Source organism: Flavisolibacter nicotianae, from assembly GCF_003628535.1.
Lineage (GTDB): Bacteria > Bacteroidota > Bacteroidia > Chitinophagales > Chitinophagaceae > Flavisolibacter > Flavisolibacter nicotianae.
Genome location: NZ_RBCI01000003.1, coordinates 556698 through 576616, shown reverse-complemented (window position 1 = coordinate 576616; position 19919 = coordinate 556698). Strand labels below are relative to the sequence as shown.

At 50.2% G+C, this 19919-nt stretch carries 13 protein-coding genes; 6 read left to right on the top strand and 7 right to left on the bottom strand.

What is annotated here, in order from left to right:
- Positions 1-12: 12 nt before the first annotated feature.
- The gene (locus tag D6024_RS10865; RefSeq protein ID WP_121354611.1) at positions 13-2469 is read right to left on the bottom strand and encodes a TonB-dependent receptor domain-containing protein; all 2457 of its coding nucleotides are present in this window, start codon (positions 2467-2469) and stop codon (positions 13-15) included.
- A gap of 190 nt (positions 2470-2659) precedes the next feature.
- Positions 2660-5137: an outer membrane beta-barrel protein gene (locus D6024_RS10860; protein WP_121354610.1), complete on the bottom strand. Its 2478-nt coding sequence runs from the start codon at positions 5135-5137 to the stop codon at positions 2660-2662.
- Between the two features lie 614 nt (positions 5138-5751).
- On the opposite strand from D6024_RS10860, the gene ltaE reads away from it, so the two are divergent.
- Positions 5752-6768 (top strand): low-specificity L-threonine aldolase, encoded by a 1017-nt coding sequence (gene ltaE, locus D6024_RS10855; protein ID WP_121354609.1) that lies wholly within the window; start codon positions 5752-5754, stop codon positions 6766-6768.
- 82 nt (positions 6769-6850) lie between these two features.
- Positions 6851-8503 carry a glucose-6-phosphate isomerase gene (pgi, locus tag D6024_RS10850; RefSeq protein WP_121354608.1) on the top strand — a complete coding sequence of 551 codons (1653 nt, stop codon included), beginning with the start codon at positions 6851-6853 and terminating at the stop codon, positions 8501-8503.
- Positions 8504-8568: 65 nt separating this feature from the next.
- On the opposite strand, the gene D6024_RS10845 is transcribed toward pgi, so the two are convergent.
- Both D6024_RS10845 and D6024_RS10840 read right to left on the bottom strand, forming a co-directional pair.
- Positions 8569-8988 carry a DUF3276 family protein gene (locus D6024_RS10845; protein ID WP_121354607.1) on the bottom strand — a complete coding sequence of 140 codons (420 nt, stop codon included), beginning with the start codon at positions 8986-8988 and terminating at the stop codon, positions 8569-8571.
- Between the two features lie 93 nt (positions 8989-9081).
- Positions 9082-10908, bottom strand: coding sequence for an ABC transporter ATP-binding protein (locus D6024_RS10840; RefSeq protein WP_121354606.1), 1827 nt, complete (start codon positions 10906-10908; stop codon positions 9082-9084).
- 126 nt (positions 10909-11034) lie between these two features.
- Between D6024_RS10840 and D6024_RS10835 the strand changes: the two genes are divergently transcribed.
- A complete protein-coding gene (locus D6024_RS10835; RefSeq protein WP_121354605.1) occupies positions 11035-12045 on the top strand; it encodes an aldose epimerase family protein in 1011 nt (336 codons plus the stop codon).
- Positions 12046-12167: 122 nt separating this feature from the next.
- Here D6024_RS10835 and smc read toward each other — a convergent pair whose 3' ends face one another.
- Positions 12168-15686 carry a chromosome segregation protein SMC gene (gene smc, locus D6024_RS10830; RefSeq protein ID WP_121354604.1) on the bottom strand — a complete coding sequence of 1173 codons (3519 nt, stop codon included), beginning with the start codon at positions 15684-15686 and terminating at the stop codon, positions 12168-12170.
- Between the two features lie 193 nt (positions 15687-15879).
- Here smc and D6024_RS10825 point away from each other — a divergent pair, with 193 nt between their 5' ends.
- Positions 15880-16653 (top strand): universal stress protein, encoded by a 774-nt coding sequence (locus D6024_RS10825; RefSeq protein ID WP_162944693.1) that lies wholly within the window; start codon positions 15880-15882, stop codon positions 16651-16653.
- Between the two features lie 274 nt (positions 16654-16927).
- Here the strand turns inward: D6024_RS10825 and D6024_RS26665 are convergent, their stop codons facing one another.
- Positions 16928-17260 carry a hypothetical protein gene (locus tag D6024_RS26665; RefSeq protein ID WP_162944691.1) on the bottom strand — a complete coding sequence of 111 codons (333 nt, stop codon included), beginning with the start codon at positions 17258-17260 and terminating at the stop codon, positions 16928-16930.
- 112 nt (positions 17261-17372) lie between these two features.
- On the opposite strand from D6024_RS26665, the gene D6024_RS10815 reads away from it, so the two are divergent.
- Positions 17373-18320 (top strand): arginase, encoded by a 948-nt coding sequence (locus tag D6024_RS10815; RefSeq protein WP_121354601.1) that lies wholly within the window; start codon positions 17373-17375, stop codon positions 18318-18320.
- 113 nt (positions 18321-18433) lie between these two features.
- Positions 18434-19024 (top strand): DUF1684 domain-containing protein, encoded by a 591-nt coding sequence (locus D6024_RS10810; protein ID WP_121354600.1) that lies wholly within the window; start codon positions 18434-18436, stop codon positions 19022-19024.
- On the opposite strand, the gene D6024_RS10805 is transcribed toward D6024_RS10810, so the two are convergent.
- Positions 19025-19915 carry an SDR family oxidoreductase gene (locus D6024_RS10805; protein ID WP_121354599.1) on the bottom strand — a complete coding sequence of 297 codons (891 nt, stop codon included), beginning with the start codon at positions 19913-19915 and terminating at the stop codon, positions 19025-19027.
- Positions 19916-19919: the final 4 nt, after the last annotated feature.

Sequence of the window (19919 nt, the reverse complement as noted above, 5' to 3'; positions counted from 1 at the left end):
AAAGTACTCTTTTTAATTGCCCTGTCCTACCCTGCTTTGTTCTTCCTGCGAGGAAGAATTGCGGCGGCGGGGCTGCGACTGCGGGCTTGCCTTACCGAATCGATAGGTAAAGGTGGCCGCTACCTGCCTTGTGTCGGGCCGGTTCTGGAAACGCATGTCTATATCGCCGTATTTGTTTTCCCCGCTGAACCGCATCCAGGCAAACGGATCGCGGATATTCAGGCGCACCGTACCCTTCCCCTGCAATATCTGTTTGGAAGCGGCCAGGCTCATTTGGTACAACGGCTCTATGACAGCCAGCTGGTCAACCGTCTTGTAGCGATAAAAACCGCTGATCTCTCCGGTCAGCCCCTTGCCCAACTGGAACGTATTGGAAAGGTTGGCAGAAAAGGATGTAAACGAAATATCAAACGGCTTGTCGTTGTAGATTCCCTGGTAACGGTTGCTGTACACATTGGTAAACAGGTTGGCATTCCACCATTTTGCAACCGTAATGGGTGCCGTAATGGACAAGCCCATGTTGCGAAACTTCGCCACGTTTTCGGCAGTGAGATAGGTGATTTTCTTCTCGTTGTTCTGCCGCAGGATCTGCGAGATCACGTCGTTTGTGCCGTTATAGTTGGCCGTCACGATGAACCGGCTTTTATATGCATAGCTCAATTCCACGTTGTTGGTAAACTGTGGCAGCAGGTAGGGATTTCCCACCCTGTATGTCAGCGAATCGAGGAAGAAGGTAAACGGGTTCAGGTCCTGGTAATTGGGGCGGGTGATGCGACGGCTGTATGACAGGGTAAGCTGGTTGTTTTTGTTGATCCCGTAACTCACAAAAGCACTTGGAAACAGGTTGGTGAAATTCCGCCTGAAGGTAGAATCGTTCGTGACCTGTTTTCCTTTGGCAATGGTGTTTTCCAACCGCAAACCGCCCTGCACCGACCATTTGCCCAATTGCTTATTGGCATTGAGATAAGCCGCGTTGATGTTTTCGTCGTAGATAAAATGATTCGAGCGGTTATCGGCAATCCAGGATTTATCGATCAACTGGCGGCGGTAGTCCACTTCATTGTCGTTGCTAACATAACTCGACTTGACGCCGGCTTCCATCCTGCCGCCTTTGAACGGAATGGTCAGGTCGGATTTGAACGAATAGATGTCGATGTTCGACGGCAGGTGCCCCTTCAGCAACAAATCGCCGGTGCGCTGGTTGCTGCCGTTGAAGAACTCACTGGCCAGCAGCATGTCCGATGTGTTGGCATATTTCACATAGTCGAAATCCGCGGTCAGCTCTTTCGCTGTACTGTCGAACGTGTGGCGCCAGTTAAGGTTACCGGTAAAATTATTGAAGCTGATATCGTTGTCGGTTTTGGAAACGATAACGGAAGTGGTTTTGCCAGCCGCATCTTTGAGGGTCTGTGTTGAGATGGGTGTGGGATGACCGTCAAAAACAAATCCGCTGACCACGACGCCGAACGTATTTTTCTTGTCGGCCGTATAATCCACGCCGAGTTTCAACGTGTGGTTGTTATTGCCAAACTTGAACTTTGTTTCCTGCACCGACGACCCGCTGATGACGCCATTCTCGGTAAAGTTCCGGTCGAATGTCATGGTGTTTCGACCGCGGAAATAATTGGGGTTGTAGTTGCCAAAAAAATTGTACTTGCCTTTTTTATAATTGAAGTTGAAGCTGTTTTGCGATTTGGGCATCAGGTAGGTCGTATTGCCAAGGCGGTAGACCGACGTACCGGCGCCCAGAGTAATGCTTCCGTTCCAACCCGGGGCACGGCCTTTTTTTGTTTTGATATTGATGACACCGGCGTTACCCGATGCGTCGTACTTCGAGGAAGGATTGGTCATGATCTCGATCTGGTCGAGTGCCGATGCTGGCATGTTCTTCAACAGGTTGGCCAGGTCGGTTGCAGAGAGATAGGTTGGTTTGCCATCGACCATCATCACGACTCCCGCCTTGCCGCGAAGGCTCACCACGCCGTCGGAATTGACCGTGACACCGGGGGACTTTTCCAGCACTTCCAGGGCGGTTGCACCGGCGCTGCTCGGCGACGCTTCCACGTTAACCACCGTTCGATCAATCCTGGATTCAATGAACGGCCTTTTTGCCGATACCGTTACGTTGTTCAAATCCTTGGAAGATGGCAACAGGACAACCGGCGGCAGTTCGGCCTCGCCACCGGCAACCGTTAGCGGCGAAGAATATTTTTTTTCAAAACCAACCGACGTAAACGAAAGGAGGTATTTGCCGTCTTTGAGGTTGATAAAATCAAAGCGGCCACTCTTGTCGGTGATGGCCAGTTTTACCAGGCCGGAATCTTTCAAACGGAGAAGTGACACGGTTGCAGACGCCAGCGCTTTTCCGCTTTCATCATTTACGGTTCCGGACAGTTTTCCGGTGGCCTGCGCAAAGGCACCAGTCCAGGCAAGAAAACAAAAAAAGAAGAATGGTAGTCGCTTTCTCATATTGGTTGGTTTGAAGTGTACACTGCAAATGTTTTTAAAAGATGCGGGGCCTGCATGCGAAATGTGATGAATTGCGCTTATTCAGTGATGAAAGAAACCACCTGTTAAAGCAGCCGTTCCGCCTTTGTTTTTCCGTGAAATGAACAAAGGGGCCTTGCAGCCCCTTCGGTTATCACGGAGGGTGAAAAGTTTAATTGTTGCCGCCGACTTTCACGCGGTTTTGCTCATCGGAAGCACCACCGATCTTGCGCTTGGGCTGTCCGCCTTTCAAGGGCTTGCCAAAGCGGTACGTGAAGGAAAGATTGGCTACGCGACTGTCACGGAAGTTTTCGAAATGTGCTTCGGTCGTTTTGAAATTGATGTTACCCGTCACACGGTTGGTATAAAACAGGTCGCGTACATTCAGCTTCACGGTGCCCTTTCCTTTGAAAATCTGTTTGCTCACACCGGCAGAAGTCTGGCCAAGTGGCTGGATGATGATTTGTCCTTCTACACCTTTGGTTCTGTAAAAGCCGCTCAGCTCTGCACTCCAGCCTTTGCTGAACCGGAATTGGTTGTTGACATTGAACAAAACATTGGTCGCCGAAAGGTTCAGGTTTTCGCCATATAGTTCGCCATAAAAACGGTTGTAATTCAGGTTGGAGTACAGCATGGCATTCCACCATTTGGCCACCGGGATGTTTGCACTGACCGAAATGCCTGCTGCATCCACTTTCCCGATATTACCCCGGCGAACTATGGTTGCATACCCATTCGACGTGGCGCTGCTTTGCTCCTGGGTGAATGTTTCCATGTGGTAATCTTTCGTATGGTTGTAGTTCAGCGTGGTTGTCAGGATGCCTTTGAACGTATGCGTCAGCTCGATGTTGTTGGTGAACTGCGGACGAATAAAGGGATTTCCTGACTGGTAGGTGTATTCATCCAGGAAGAACAGGAAGGGGTTCAGGTCCTGGTAAGAAGGGCGCTGGATACGGCGGCCGAGCGAAAGCCCAAACTGGTGATTTTTGCCTGCGTTGTAGCTGAGAAAAACCGTGGGAAACAGGTTGCCATAGCTTTTTTTGAACGCCGAGTCTTTTTGCTGCAGGTTGCCAAATTGCTTGCCGTTGTAATTGGTGTTTTCGTAACGCAGCCCGGTTTGCAGGCCAAATTTCTTGAACTGCTTGTTGATATTCACGTAAGCGGCATTGATGTTTTCCTTGTACAGGAATTCGTTGGTTTTTGTAAAATCCGGCGCTTCATAGTCGGGGAAAACGTTGTAGTAAAAGGCACCGTTGGTTGTTTTGACAAAACTGGTTTTCCACCCGGCTTCCAGCTTAACGCCGTTCTTGAAAGGCCGTGCAAAATCCATTTTTGCCGACTGGATGTTGATGTCGATCGGCAGGTTGCTGCGAATGAGTTTCGCACCGGTTTTTGCCCACGACGGATCATAGGTATTGTTCACAAATGTCTGGTCGCCGTCGGAGGTGTATTTCACGTAATCCACGTCAGCCGTCAGCTCTGTTCCGAGGCTGTCGAACTGAGTGCGGAAATTCAGGTTCAGGCTGCCGTTCTTCCATTTATTGTTGTTGGTGCTGGTGGCGTAAACAATCGAGTCAACGCGGCGCGACGGATTCATCAGATAGCTGGTGTTGGCACTGCGAAAATGTTCGGGGTTTAAAAAACCGCTCGCCACGAAACCGACGGTTGACTTTTTATTGATAAAATAATCGGCGCCCAGTTTCAAATTGTAATTGCCATTTTCATTGTGCATTCGCGACACCTGTTCGAAGATGGCATTGACTTCTTTGGTAGACGCATTTCGGAATGTCCGTTTGATGTTCAGTTCCTGGAAGCCGTTCCACTGGCTTTGACTCGCATTGGCAAACACGTTGATCTTCTCTGTGCGGAAATTGACGTTTACACTGTTGTTGGTTTTCCAGTAAACGCCCTGGCCGTAGTTCAGCGACACGCTGCCGTTGAAACCCTGGATCTTGTTTTTCTTGGTTTTAATGTTGATGATCCCGGCATTACCGGCAGCATCGTATTTCGCCGGCGGGTTGGTCATGATCTCAATTTGATCCAGTGCGCTGGACGGGAGGTTTTTCAGGTAGTTGGCCAGTTCGGCACCCGACAGGTAGGCGGGGCGGCCGTCCATCAGCACCATCACACCCTGCTTGCCTTTCAGGCTGATGTTGCCGTCTTTATCCACGGTCACACCCGGGGATTTTTCCAGCACTTCCAGGGCCGTGGTACCGGCGTTGGTCACGGACGCTTCCACGTTGATCACGGTCCGGTCGATCTTCTGCTCGATAAACGGTTTATGGGCCACAACGGTGACGGCGTTCATGGCTTTGGGCGAAGGCACCAGTTCAATCACACCTAATTTTACGTCCGGCTTTTCCGGGCTGACCTCGAACTGCGGCGAAAAACCCTTCTGGTGACCAACGGCCGAAACCGATACAACGTAGCGGCCATCGGCAATGCCGTCGAATGCGTATGTGCCCTCTTTGGAAGCAACGGCAAACTTGATGGCGGTGGAGTCTTTCGCTCGCAGCAGGCTGATGGTGGCCGACTCGATCGTCTTTTGATTTCCATCAATCACTGAACCGGTCACTTTACCGGTTTGTTGTGCCTGGCTGGTAAAGCCAAAAAGAAGCAGCGTTGTAAGGAGTGTAAAAAACTGTTTCATTCTATTGTCTTTTTAAGTACTTGTTTAGGTTAGTTTCATGTCAAACTTAGGTACTATGCAATGTAAAGTACATTGTTTTCTTATGAACGTTGCATTTTCATGATGACCGGTAAACGTTCGACAGGTATAGGACGCAGGGTTGCATGGTGCGTTACAGTTCCGGCAAAAGGATTGACAAACGGAAAAATCCGCCGGCCGAACGGCAAACGGCCTTTCCCCCGCAAAGGGCAGCCGGCGTTTCTGCTGGCAATTGTTTCAAAAACAAAGTCCGGGCATTCCAGGTTTCGAATTCGAAGACGAATGAGGCATTGGGATAGGTAGCTGAGGACATCGATTCCTTTCTTGTGATTTCGAAACTACCGGAACCGCCTGTGCGGCTGTTCTGAAATGGGATGGAAAGGCCGGAAAATGGGACAAGCCGTTTTTTTGACGGGCATTTTCAACTTACGCTGGACATCCGGACACGATTTCGGCATATCTGTTCGTCGCACAGGCTGGCCTAACCGCAATTTTTTTCCAGCGGTATAGAGGTCGATGGTGCGAAAAACTAAGGGAATCGGTTATCTGAATGAAACGGAAGGAAAGGAACGACGCGAACTGTTTAAATTTGGCCGATGATTATTGACTACCGCTCAGATACAGTGACAAAACCAACAGCCGGAATGAAGGACGCCATGTTTGCGGCACCCGTCGGCGATGATGTCTTTGGTGAAGACCCTTCTATCAATCAGCTCGAAAAAATGGCGGCCAGCCTGTTTGGCATGGAGGCGGCTCTTTTTTGCCCCTCCGGCACAATGACCAACCAGATTGCCATCAAGTGCCACACACAATCCGGCGACGAGGTTATTTGTGACGGCAGTTCTCATATCTATCAATACGAAGGCGGTGGGATTGCGCTAAATTCCGGCGCACAGGTCAAACTGGTTTCCGGCAACCGCGGTCGCATTACGGCAGAACAGGTGGCCGAGTCCATCAACGCCGATGATGTGCACAAAGCCCGTACAAGTCTTGTTTCCCTGGAAAATACCTCTAATCGTGGTGGTGGCAGCTGTTACGAATTCGACGAGATCCGCCGCATCCGGAAGGTTTGCGATGAACACGGCCTGGCGCTTCACCTTGACGGCGCACGGCTTTTCAACGCGATCGTCGCCCGGAAGGAAGATCCCAAAGCCTATGGAGAGGTTTTTCACACGATTTCCGTTTGCCTGAGCAAAAGCCTTGGCTGTCCCGTGGGAAGCCTTGTACTCGGCTCCGCCGATTTTATTCGCAAAGCAAGACGTGTACGCAAAGTGTTTGGCGGCGGCATGCGGCAGGCCGGTTACCTGGCAGCGGCCGGGATCTATGCTTTGCAAAACAACGTTGACCGCCTGAAGCAGGATCACCTGCAAGCAAAACAATTGGCGGAAGCGCTGGCCAAAAAAGATTTTGTCGAAACCGTACTGCCGGTTGAAACCAACATCATTATTTTTTCCGTCAAAGGCCGTTTCACTTCACCGTCGCTGGTGGCCAGGATGAAAGAAGAAAATATTCTTTGGTATGCCATCTCTCCTACCCAGGTGAGAATTGTCACCCACCTGGATGTTACCCCCGAGATGATCGAAAAAACCATCCAGACGATCGATGCGATTTGATCAACCCGAAAGCGCAAAAACTTCTACCCTTTTTCGCTTTTCAAAGAAGTAATTTCAAACCTCAAATACAGAATTATCAGCCATGTTCCCGAACGTCAATCCAACCACTACTTCCGCATGGAAAACCCTGACGGCCCACGCAGCAAAAATGAAGAAAGCAAAAATGTCGGAGCTGTTTGCGCAGGACGCGGACCGTTTTCGAAAATATGCACATCACTTCAACGACATCCTGGTTGATTTTTCCAAAAACATCATTACCGAAGAAACGATCAATTCCCTGGTCAACCTGGCCAACGAATGCCGTCTGAAAGACGCCATCACGGCGATGTTTGAAGGAGAGCTCATCAACCAGACAGAACACCGCTCCGTATTGCACGTGGCACTGCGGAATTTTTCCGGCCGCCCCATTTATTCGGAAGGCAAAGACGTAATGCCGGAGGTCAATGCGGTACGGGAACAAATGAAAGCCTTCTGTACGAAAGTGCACGATGGTGAATGGAAAGGCTACACCGGTAAAAAAATCCGTAACATCGTCAACATCGGGATCGGGGGCAGCGACCTTGGACCGTTTATGGTGACCGAGGCCCTGAAGCCGTACTGGGTGCAGGGCATGCAGGCCTTTTTTGTTTCCAACATCGACGGCACGCACATTACCGAAACCCTCAAAAACCTGGACCCGGAAGAAACGCTTTTCCTGGTGGCTTCAAAAACCTTTACCACGCAGGAGACCATGACCAATGCCCACACGGCAAGAGACTGGTTTCTCGCTTCAGCAGGTGACAAAGTCCATGTAGCCAAACATTTTGTAGCCCTTTCCACCAACGAAAAAGAAGTGGTAAAATTTGGCATCGACAAAGCCAACATGTTCCAGTTTTGGGATTGGGTTGGCGGACGCTACTCGCTGTGGAGTGCCATCGGTCTTTCCATAGCACTGGTAATTGGCTTTGGCGATTTTGAAGAATTGCTCAAAGGCGCTCATGCCGTGGACGAGCATTTCCGCACCGCGGAACTGAACGAGAACATTCCCGTGCTGATGGCCCTAATCTCGTTGTGGTACATTAATTTTTTCGGTGCGCAAACCGAAGCCATTCTCCCCTACGATCAATACATGCACCGTTTCCCCGCTTACTTCCAGCAAGGCAACATGGAAAGCAACGGCAAAAGTGTAGATCGCAACGGCGAAGAAGTGGATTACAAAACAGGACCGATCATCTGGGGCGAACCGGGTACCAATGGACAGCATGCCTTTTACCAGTTGATCCACCAGGGAACGCAACTGATCCCCTGCGACTTTATTGCGCCGGCACAGTCGCACAATCCCGTCGGCGATCACCACGTCAAGCTGCTCTCCAACTTTTTTGCCCAAACCGAAGCCCTGATGAACGGAAAGTCGGAAGAAGAAGTGGAACAGGAACTGCTTAAAGCGGGTAAAAGTCCCGAAGAAGTTGCCCGCATCGCACCCTTCAAAATCTTCACCGGTAACAGGCCCACCAACTCGATCCTCGTGAAAAAGATCACTCCGTTTTCGCTCGGCGAATTGATTGCCTTTTACGAACACAAGATCTTTGTGCAGGGGGTGATCTGGAACATCTTCTCCTTCGATCAATGGGGCGTGGAGCTGGGAAAACAACTGGCCAACAAAATTTTGCCCGAACTGGAAAAAGCGGATCCTGTGGCAACGCATGATTCATCCACCAACGGCTTGATCAATGCCTTTAAGGAAATGCGCAGCTAACCTGCGTTTCCCCCAAATGAAAAAGCCCCGGGTGACCGGGGCTTTCCTATTCTTTTAGTGCACAATTACCATTTGTCTACATCTTCGGTAGATGCCGTAGCTGTTGTTGGCGTTGGAGCCACCGCAACTGTTTCAGGAACTTCAGCCTGCACCCCATTCACTTCAACACCGATGTCTTCGCCATCCACTTCCGCATCTTCGTGGTTGAACGCATCGAAATCGAAATCCGGCATCAACTGTGTTTTGACATAATCAACCGCCTCATTCAGGGCCTTGATGAATTTGTTGAAGTCTTCTTTGTAAAGGAAAATTTTGTGGCGGTCGTAACCATTGTCATTAAAACGTTTACGGCTTTCGGTAATGGTCAGATAGTAATCATTGCCACGGGTTGCTCTCACATCAAAAAAGTACGTTCTGCGCTTACCAGCCCGAATCCGCTTGCTGTAAATGCTTTCCATTTTCTTGTCGTTGTTATCGTACGCCACAGTTGTAGATTTTTACAATGAATTGAAAAAGTTTTGGTTTACTTGCTTACAAATATAATTGCATTTTCCGAACAGCCAAATTTGTGAAAATTTTTATTCCGCCTCTTCTTCCTGCAGTTGTCGCTGGTACATTTGGTAATACAATCCACGCAGTTCCATCAGGTCCTGGTGGGTTCCGATTTCCTTTAATTCGCCTTCATCCAGCACAACAATTTTATCGAAGCCAAACAGGTTAAACACCCTGTGGGTAATGAACACCGCTGTCTTGCCCCGGAGGTAGCCGGTCAGGTTGGTGATGATCTCTTTTTCGGTCCGGGCATCCACGGCACTGAGGCAGTCGTCGAAGATCATCACAGGCGCTTCTTTAAGCAAAGCACGGGCAATCGAAATGCGTTGCTTTTGCCCACCGCTCAGCGTCACACCTCTTTCGCCGATCTCTGTTTCGTAGCCTTTGGCAAACCCTTCAATGTCTTTGGCCACGGCCGCCAGTTGCGCTGCCTGCCGAACTTTTTCCGGGTCATGCCAGCGGGTACCGAAAGAAATATTGTTGGCAATGCTGTCGCTGAAAAGAAAACCATCCTGGGGCACATAGCTCATTTGGTTGCGCAGGCTATCCAACTGTATCCGCTCAATTGCCACATCATCCAGTAACACGGCGCCCTCGGTGGCTTCGTAAAGACGAAGAATGAGTTGGGCAAGCGTTGTCTTGCCGCTGCCGGTTCTACCAACGACGGCCACACGTTCACCCGGCCGGATATGAAGCGATAAATTTTTGATGGCCTCGATGCCGGTATGAGAATAGGTAAACGAAACGTTTTGCAGCTTGATGTCACCGTTAAGACTGCGTGCTTCGGAGCCGGCTGCATCCTGGATCTGGGGCCTGGTTTCCAGGAATTCATTCAGCCGTTTTTGCGACGCCGCCCCGCGTTGCATCATGCTCGCCGTCCAGCCGATGGCACTCACCGGGAACGTAAGCATGTTGATGTAAATAACAAATTCAACGATCGTATCAAGGCCGATGTCTTTGTTGCCATTGAGATAGTAAATACCGCCAATCATGATCGTGAGCAGCGTACTCAGGCCGATCAGCAGAGTCATGGAAGGAAAGTAAAGAGCTTCAACCTTGGCCAGTCCCACAGCCCCGCTGCGATACTTTTCGCTGCTGTCTTCAAAAGCCCGTTGCATGGCATCTTCCTGCACAAAGGACTTGATCACCCGGATACCCGAATAGGCCTGCTGGGCGGTGGTGGTCAACTGCCCGAGAGCAGCCTGCACCGCTTCGCTTTTGCGATGAATAATGGTGTTGACAAAATAGATGGTGGCGGCAAGGATGGGCAGCGGCGACAGCACATACAAGGTCAGTTCCACATCCCGCTTCAGCATAAAGTAAACACTCATGGAAATGAGTGTTGCCAGGTTGATAAAATACATAATGGCCGGCCCCGTAAACATGCGTACCCGGCTTACGTCTTCCGCCATGCGGCTCATCAGGTCTCCCGTGCTATGCGTTTTATAAAATGTTGCATCAAGCTTTTGGTAGTGTTCGTAGACTTCGTTCTTCTGGTCGTACTCTATATGGCGGCTCATCACAATGATGGTCTGGCGCATGAGGAACATAAAAAAGCCGCGGACCAGGGCTGTCGCCAGGATCACAATCCCGCAGATCAGAACGATCTGGATGGGTGTGTACTGCAGGCCCTCGATCCAATGAATGAATTTTTGCACGACGATATCGTAGGAAGGCTGCTTTGCTCTCGGCTTGTAGCCAGGCAGGTGGCGTTGCACAAAGTCGAGGATAAAACCCGTGATCTGCGGCGCCAGCACACCGAAATAGTTGGAGATGATAATGAAGAGAACGCCAATGGACAGGCGAACGCGATACTTCCAGAAATATTTGTTGAGTGCCTTTAGATGCTTCAAGCCTGAGTATATTTGAACGACAAAGGTAAGGCAGGTAAAACGTGGGATGTGAAAAGGAAGTTTTGCAATTCTCTCCTATCTTTTCCTGATTTGCCTTTGGAAACGTTAAACCCAACTGGAAGCATTATGGATGCCAAAAACTTTGAAACGACAATTGCAGGGAAAGAAATCAAACTCGTATCCATCCAGAACAGAAAAAACCTGCGTGCAGCCATCAGTAATTTCGGTGCACGGCTGGTCAACCTGGTATACAACGACGTGCATGTGATCGTAAGCTTCGGCAAGATCGAAGACTATTTTGTGCCGCCGGTCTGTTATCACGGGGCTACTATCGGCCGCTATGGAAACCGGATCAAAAACGGCGAATTCAAACTGCATGAAGAGATTTACACGCTGCCCGTCAACAACGGTCCCAATCACCTGCATGGCGGTCCCAATGGCTTTCACAACCAGGTATGGGAAATTACGGAGCAAAAAGAAAACAGCATCTCCCTGCGCTACCATTCCAAAGACGGCGAAGAAGGCTATCCCGGCAACCTGGATGCAACGGTCACCTTCACTACGACCGAGGATGATGCATTGGAAATTGTGTACCGGGCAACAACCGATGCAGCGACCCCGGTTAATTTGACCAATCATGCCTACTTTAACCTCAATGGCGGCGGCACAGCGAAGAACCACCAACTGCAGATCAATGCCGATCATTACACCCCCGTTGATGAAACGCTGATCCCGACCGGCATTGAACCGGTGGCAGGAACGGCCTTTGATTTCAGGTCGTCAAAGCCGATCGGAAGAGACATTGACAATGATGAAAAACAGATAAAAATTGGCGGCGGCTACGATCACAATTTTGTATTGAACAAAGAAGAGCCAAACCGCCTCAGCCTGGCCGCCACGGCCATCGGCGACAAAAGCGGCATCGTGATGGAAACCTTTACCGAAGAACCGGGTGTGCAGCTTTTTTCCGCAAACTTTGATAATGCTACGTTACCCAACAGTTACCGCACCAGCTTTTGCCTCGAAACACAGCATTTTCCCAACTCGCCAAACGAACCTTCTTTTCCCAATACCATTTTGGTGGCAGGGCAAACGTTTAGCTCAAAAACGATTTATAAATTCTCAAAAAGCGAGTAGTGCATGGCGAGTGGCAAGTAGCCTCTCGGTAAAATCTTTTCCTTCAATAAAAAACCTCCTGTAGCTCAGGAGGTTTTTTGTATTGTAAGAATTCTATGACTTTAATGGAGACTCGCCACTCGCTAGTTCAGGCTTCTAAAATCCACCGGCACCAGCCGGCTCACGCCAGGCTCCTGCATCGTTACACCATAGATCACGTCCACGGCGCTCATCGTTGTCTTGTTGTGCGTGACGATAATGAACTGCGAGTTGTTGCTGAACTCCCGGATCATTTTGGTAAACTTGCCCACGTTGGCATCGTCCAGTGGCGCATCTACCTCGTCGAGGATACAAAATGGCGCCGGCTTGATCAGGTAAATGGCAAATAATAGTGCCGTTGCCGTCAGTGTACGTTCTCCCCCGCTCAATTGCCCGATGCTGCTTGGACGTTTCCCCTTGGGCTTCGCCATGATGTCGATGCCGGTTTCCGCAAGGTTGTCGGGATTTTCCAAAATCAGGTCGCACTGGTCGTCTTCGGTGAACAGCGCCTTGAACACTTTGATGAAGTTTTCCCGCACCTGGTTAAAGGTGTCGAGAAACTTCTGGTTGGCGGTTGTCTCCACTTCGGCAATGGTTTGCATCAGGCTTTGCTTGGCATTCACCAGGTCATTCTTTTGCTCCACGATAAATTCGTAGCGCTTGCGCATCTCTTCAAATGCTTCGATGGCCGTGGGATTGACTTCGCCCAGGTTCTCCAGCCGCTTTTTCATTTTATCCGACTTCTCCTGCAGTTCTTCCACCGGCGTGTTGGTGGTGCGGGGCTCATCGAGAATATCTTCCAGCACGATCCTGAATTCAACATTCAGTCGCTCCTTCATCCCGGCCAGTTGCAGTTTCACGTCTGTCAGCTTATCCTTGATCTCCGTGAGCAGGTGCTCGATGCTTTCTTTTTCTTTTACCTTCTGGCGCAGGGCACTTTCTTTTGTGCTCAACTGGTTGCGCAGGTTGTAATAGAACTGGTCGGCCTCGTTCAGCGCACTTTCCTCGGCTTCCCTTCTGCGCATCAGTCCATACAAACCTTCTTCCAGTTCTTTTAATGCTTCGTCCGACTGAACAATGTCTTCCGCCGTGAGCTTTAACTGCGAGGTATTGGTTTCCACCTGCGTACGCAGGTCGTTCAACTGGTTGCTCTTGAACTGCAACTCCTGTTTCAGGCTGGCAATCTTGCTTTGCTCACGGGTAACCTGCAGGTTCAGGTTGTTGTACTGCGTATTCAGCGTACTGTATTCCACTTCGATAGACCGGTAATCTTCTTCTGCTTTTTGCAGGCCTTCGGCATATTCCGACAGCGAAGCATTCAACTCGGTCAGTTCGTTGCGTACATTTTGAATGGACAGGTTGGTATTTTCCAACTGCTCGTTCAGTTCTTCGATGCGGTTCTGCGACGTCGCCTGCGAATGTTGCAGGTTCTCCAGCTTGTTTTGCAAACCATACAACTCGTTGTTGAGTTGCTGGATTTCTCGTTCCGTTTGCCGGATAACGCCTTCTTTCAAATCGGCATTGTAGGCAATCACTTCGTTGTGCCTTGCCTGGATCTCGGCGTTCAGTTCCGCTACAACAGCCTGCTGCGCTGCAATCTGGTCGCGAAGCTTTTCCAGGTTCTTTGCACGGCCGATCTTTTTCCCTTCAAACAGTCCTACGCTACCGCCACTCAGCGTGTAGGATCCTTTTACATATTTGCCGTGCTTTTCAAGTATAACGGCGCCGTTGCTGTTTTCCAGCACCGATTCATCGTCGGCAATAAACACGTTGTGCAGCAACTGCTCGGCCAGCGGACGGTATTGCTCATCCACTTCGATCACATCCATGGCGGCTGTGGTGCCTTCCGGCTGGTGTGCATCGGAGGCGGCACCGGCTACTTTATCCAGCAAAAAAAAGTTTGCCTTGCCTTTTTTTGCATTGTCCAGCAGGTGCACGGCCTGCAATCCTTCCTGTAGGTTATTGACCACGTAGTAGTTCAGGTAGGGCTCCAGCACATTTTCCACTGCTGCACGGTATTCTTCTTTTACATAGATGATATCGGAAAGAATCGGAGCCGTGTGGTTCCAGCCCTTGTTGTTGTGCAGGAACTTGACGCTTTCCGGGTAGCCTTCCATTTTATCAACGAGGCTTTTCAGTAGGTCATGCTCGTTCTTTTTTGCATCGAGCTTGCGGTTCTCCTGTGCAAGATTGGCCCGCAGCGTTTCCAGCACACCCTGGGTTTTCAGGATCTGCTCTTTGGTATTGTTATGATGCGTTTGAAGTTGTTCCAAATCGGTTTGCTTCGCCGACAGCTGCTCTTCTTTCGCTCCCTTGTCTTTTTGCAATTGCGCAATCTGGTCTTCCCGGTTCGCCTTGTCTTCTTCCATGTGCCAGATGGTGCGTTGCAGGTTTTGGATCGACGTGTCCGCAACGGCCACTTTTTTCTCGGCGTCAAACTGGCTGCGCTGCACCTGCTGGTACGAAGAGCGTAGCTGGTTGACCACTGACCGCTTTTCGTCTACCACGGCGCGGCGGGCATCGACCTGGGTGCGCAGTTCTTCCAACTGCTTGTTCAGCCCTTTCAGCACCTCTTCTTCCTCCCCAATTTGCTTTTGGGTAAAGGCGATGCTTTCTTCGATCCCTGTCATCTGGCCTTCGGCACGGCTTAGGAACTGCGACAGGTTTTCTTCCCGCTCCCGCAGGTATTGAAGGCGCTGCGTGGCAAGGTTCTTTTCGTTTTCTTTCGTACGCAGGGTTTGCACCAGTTCGTTGAACGACTGTTGCAGCGAATGCAACTCCCGCTCTTTTTCGATAAAGCCTACTCTCTCCTGTTCAATCCCGGCTTCCGAGGTTGCAATTTCCGCCTCGAGGGCAATGCGCTTGTCGGTTTCGGTTTCGTGCTTTTCGTTCAGGTCTTTGTAGGTCAGGTTAAATCCTTCCAGCGCCGCTTTGGCCAGCTCGATGCTGATCTCGCGGTATTCTTTTTTGATCTCGTAATACTTCTGCGCTTTTTTCGCCTGGTTCTCCAGGGTCTTCAACTGGTTGTTGATCTCGAACAGCAGGTCCTCGATCCGCGCCAGGTCCTGCTCGGTGGCATCCAGCTTTTGCCTGGCTTCTTTTTTCCGGGTCTTATAAATAGAAATACCGGCAGCCTGTTCGAGCATGCGGCGGCGGCTGTTGTCCTTATCCTTGATCAGGTCATCCACCATTCCCAGCTCGATGATGGCGTAGCTGTCGGTAGAAACCCCCGTATCCATGAACAGATTTTGAATGTCTTTCAGGCGGCACTGTACATCGTTCAGGCGGTATTCGCTTTCCCCGTTTTTGTAAAACTTCCGGGTGATGGTGATGGTGCTGAATTCTGTGGGCAGGAGGTTTTTGGTGTTTTCAAAGGTGAGGCTCACCTCGGCCAGTCCACTGGCACTGCGGGTTTTGGAGCCGTTAAACACCAGGCTTTCCAGGTTTTCGGACCGGAGATGGGAGATTTTCTGTTCGCCGATCACCCAGCGGATGCTGTCCACGATGTTGCTTTTCCCGCAACCGTTCGGGCCCACGATCCCGGTGATATTTTCGTCGAAATTCACCTGGGTTTTATCGGCAAAACTTTTAAACCCCTTGATCTCTAAAGATTTTAATCGCACTCTTTCAGTTTTTAGAAGGCAGCAAATATAACCTTTGCGGGCAATAAATGCGGGCCTTTAACAACCGCGGCCGGAGCCTGTTTTGGGCCGGCTTTCGCGCCGATAAATGATCAAAATCAGTTTTTTGCACGCTGAACTTCATTGGTGAAAAATGGCATCCGGGGCATCTTCGTTTCAACAAAAACCAACGAAAATGAAAGCGATTGTACCTGTTGATTTCTCCGATGTGTCGCTGAATGCAGCCGAATTCACGGCCCAACTATTCCGCGGCCGGACCAACGTCACCATTCTTTTGTACCACATGTACCGCGATGAGGGTGAGGCCTCGCTGGCGTACAAAAACCTGGAGTGGTTAAAAGAAAGCTATGCGTACAAATACGAGGTCAATGTGGTGTGCAAAGCCGAGCAGGGCGACAATTTTATCAACAACCTTTGCCGCCTTTCCCGCTTCGAAGATGCCGACCTTCTGGTGATGGCCGTTACGGCCCGCACCAAGATCGTGGCCGAAAGCTTTTCGCTGCAAATGATTGCGCAAAACATTTGCCCGGTACTGGTTATCCCGCCGGGTTTCACCTTCCATGAAGTAAAAAACGTGGCGCTTGCCTGCGACTTTCGCAAAGTGCGGGACTCGATCCCGGTGTCGCACGTAAAAAAAATCCTGGAGATGTTCAAGCCCTCTTTGCACATCGTCAATGTGAACAGCAATCTATACATTACCCTCGACGAAGAATACTGTGCCCAGAAAGCTGCCCTTGAAGAAATGTTTGCCGACTACAAACCGGACTTCCACTTTATCAAAACCTACGGTTTTCACGAATCCCTGCGCCGCTTTATAGCCGACAAAAACATCGACATGGTGCTGACCTTCCCCCGCAAACACAGTTTCTTTAATTACCTGGTGAGAGGGACCAATACCCGCAAACTGGTGTACGAAGCAGATGTGCCGGTTCTGGCAACGCATGAATAAACCCAGCCCTATCCCGCTGGGAGAACCAGGCGGAAGAGACGTATCCTATCCCGAAAGATCTTTTGTTGAAACAAGCATCCAGCCGTTGACTTTTACCAGCGGCTTTTATGCGGGAATGATGATCCTGTGCCGAGACAGGAGAAGGATATTCTATTGTAGATATTGAGCTTTCCGGCTGTTATGGCGTGTGCCATTTGACCGGAAAAATACATTTTGCAAAACCTTTACCTTCATTCCATTGGTCGCTGCGTTAAACGTTTTGTACGGTACTCAATCATTGTCCCATGGCAAAAAATACATCAGAGCACATCCTGAACACCTCCGTAAACCTCTTGGGGTTCTGTCTTTTCGTGATCACGTCGTTCCATATTACCAACATATCAGAAACCAGCAGCATCGATGAATTTACGGCCCTGGTTGCAATTTGCTTATCCCTTTCCAGCATTTTGTCTTTTTTCTCGATCCGCTCGTCCCATCCAAAAAAATCACAAACACTCGAAACCACCGCGGATTTCCTTTTCATAGCATCACTTATTGGGATTCTGCTGATCATTTTATTTATCACGCTGCGGTTGCTGCGGTAATTCATTCCGGTGGTCAACAGCATTCTGCCGCCGTTCGTACAGTTACGGCTTTTGCTATTTTGCCCCTCGCTGGTCTTCGCCTATCTTCGGCATACAGAGACCAGAACGGTGGATCGGCTGACGTAAACTCGCTGTATGAAGAACATAAAGATTATTGAAGTCCCTTCGGAAATCGGCGCCGGAACCCGTGGTGCTTCACTTGGAATTGAAGCGATCAAAATTGCGGCGCTGGATTTCATGAGCAGTTTTTTTATCCATTTTCCTTCCGAAAAAATCCCGTCCGAAAACAAGCTTCTTTACGAACCCATCGAATCACCGTATGCCAAACGCATCAAAGGCATCGTGGCCATGTACGATAAAGTGAGCAAGGCCGTGCAGGAAACCATCAAATCCAACTTTTTTCCCGTGGTGCTCAGCGGAGACCACAGCATTTCCGGCGGCACCATTGCCGGGATCAAAATGGCCAAACCCAAAAGCAAACTGGGTGTGATCTGGATCGATGCGCATGCCGACCTGCACACGCCCTATACCACGCCGTCGGGCAATATGCACGGCATGCCGCTGGCCGCCGCCATCAACGAAGACAACAGGGAATGCGCGGTGCACGACCTGGATCCCGAAACTGCCAAACAGTGGAACTACCTGAAGCAGATTGGCAAGATCGCTCCCAAAGTACTACCCGAAGACGTGCTGTACATTTCCCTTCGGGATTACGAGAAGGAAGAAAAGCACCTGATCGACAAATACGGCATGAAGGTGATCACCACCAAAGAGGTGCGTAGCAAGGGGGTGGAAAATATCGTGCGGTCCATTACCCGTTATTTCAGCGACTGCACCGACATCTATGTTTCTTTTGACGTGGACAGTCTCGACTCTTCGCTGACAAGAGGGACCGGCACGCCGGTAAGCAATGGCCTCCGGGAACGCGAAGCCGAAGACCTGGTAAGCAAACTAATGCAAAACCGCAAGGTCTGTTGTGTTGAGATCACCGAAGTCAATCCTACCCTCGACAAAGAGAACCTGATGGCGGAAATCGCCTTCAACATCCTGCAACGCAGCGTGAACGTGCTGATGATGAGTTGATGATCGTGAGACGAGAAACACCAGATGGCAAACCTGGAACTGAAAGGCTTTTGTCCATCTTCACGGGCACTTGTACAGTTTTGGAGCATTAACCGAACAACGTTCAAACGACCATGAAACACTTTGTTTTTCTCCCCATTCTTTATGTGTCCTTCAGTGCTTTTGCCCAGGCAACCTATAAAGATTCCATGACCGCATTTTTAAAGAATTATGTAGGCACACATGAAGTGGTGAGAGGTGAAGATCGCAAGGATCTGCAGTTTTATCCTGTGAGCAAAGATTTTCGCACGAATGCGCAGTTTCAAAAATCCGGCAGCAGTCAATGGATCACCTTTCCCACGTCGGGAAAAATCACCAAGGTCTTTCGGCTTTACGGCACGCTATCGTTCCAACTGGCGGGCAGACCGCTCCGCCTGAATGTGTACCAGTCGCAGGACCTGCTGCCGAATGAGCAATACAAAAATTATCTTTTCCTTCCCTTCACCGATGCCACCACCGGAACAGAAACCTACGAAGGCGGCCGTTACATTGACCTTTCAACCACCGACATTCAAAACGGCACGGTTGTTCTGGATTTCAACAAGGCCTACAACCCGTATTGTGCCTATGTCAGCGGCAAGTACAACTGTCCGATTCCACCCAGGGAAAACAGGCTGGCTGTGCCCATCCGGGCGGGAGAAAAAGCCTACAACAAGCGGCATTAATTAACGACCGAAGGTCCGTTTCAAACCTTCGCTGAAGGAAATGGGCCGGAAGCCAAGTTCCTTTTTTGCCTTGGCAATCGCAAAACCTGTCTTTGCGGGTCGCCGCGCCGGTTGTGCAAACTCTTCGGCCCGGACAGGAATCACCAAAGAACTGTCGTATCCAAGCAACCGGGCGGTTTCTATCACAATATCGTAGGGCGTTCGTACGTCTTCGCCGGAAAGGTGAAAAATGCCGGTAGCGCCTTTTTCAATGATTGCTACAAGTCCCCAGGCCAGGTCTTCGACATAGGTTGGCGTTCGTACCTGGTCGTTGAAAATCTTCATCGCTTTTCCCTGCTGCAGCGAACGGGCAGCGTTGGTCACAATGTTTTCCCTGCCCGAAAATGTTTTGCCGTATACGAGGACCGTGCGTGCAATCGCCCAGCGAGCCGGGTAATTCATCACCTCGTCTTCGGCAAGCCGTTTTGTTTCGCCGTAATAGTTCACCGGACCGCGTTCATCGCCTTCATTGTAAAAACCTTTTTCACCACTGAATACAAAATCGGTCGACAGAAAAATAAAATGGCTGCCGTAGCGGGCCGCAGCAGAAAGCAGTTGCCGGGTAGCAGTGACGTTGCACCGAAATGCTGTTTCTTTATCCTGTTCGCATTCGTCCGGTTTGGAAATGGCGCCGCAATGCACCACGACCTGTGGTTCGACGGCCGAAAAAACGGCGGCAATCCTTTCTTCCTCTGTATAATCCATCGGGAGATACCGGAAATTCGGGTCGGTGAACGGAAGCCGGTTGTCGCCTTTGCCGGTGGCAAAAACGGTGAAGCCTTTCTGAAGCAGTTGCTGAACGAGGTAGTAACCAACAAAGCCATTGGCACCGGTGACGAGAACAGATTGCATGGAA

Excerpts from the sequence above, each read along its gene's own strand:
- D6024_RS10835 (WP_121354605.1), top strand. The coding sequence starts at position 11,035 with ATGGATGCCAAAAACTTTGAAACGACAATTGCAGGGAAAGAAATCAAA.
- D6024_RS10865 (WP_121354611.1), bottom strand. The coding sequence starts at position 2,469 with ATGAGAAAGCGACTACCATTCTTCTTTTTTTGTTTTCTTGCCTGGACT.
- D6024_RS10860 (WP_121354610.1), bottom strand. The coding sequence starts at position 5,137 with ATGAAACAGTTTTTTACACTCCTTACAACGCTGCTTCTTTTTGGCTTT.
- D6024_RS10825 (WP_162944693.1), top strand. The coding sequence starts at position 15,880 with ATGAAAGCGATTGTACCTGTTGATTTCTCCGATGTGTCGCTGAATGCA.
- D6024_RS10805 (WP_121354599.1), bottom strand. The coding sequence starts at position 19,915 with ATGCAATCTGTTCTCGTCACCGGTGCCAATGGCTTTGTTGGTTACTAC.
- pgi (WP_121354608.1), top strand. The coding sequence starts at position 6,851 with ATGTTCCCGAACGTCAATCCAACCACTACTTCCGCATGGAAAACCCTG.
- D6024_RS10815 (WP_121354601.1), top strand. The coding sequence starts at position 17,373 with ATGAAGAACATAAAGATTATTGAAGTCCCTTCGGAAATCGGCGCCGGA.
- D6024_RS10810 (WP_121354600.1), top strand. The coding sequence starts at position 18,434 with ATGAAACACTTTGTTTTTCTCCCCATTCTTTATGTGTCCTTCAGTGCT.
- ltaE (WP_121354609.1), top strand. The coding sequence starts at position 5,752 with ATGATTATTGACTACCGCTCAGATACAGTGACAAAACCAACAGCCGGA.
- D6024_RS26665 (WP_162944691.1), bottom strand. The coding sequence starts at position 17,260 with ATGCTGTTGACCACCGGAATGAATTACCGCAGCAACCGCAGCGTGATA.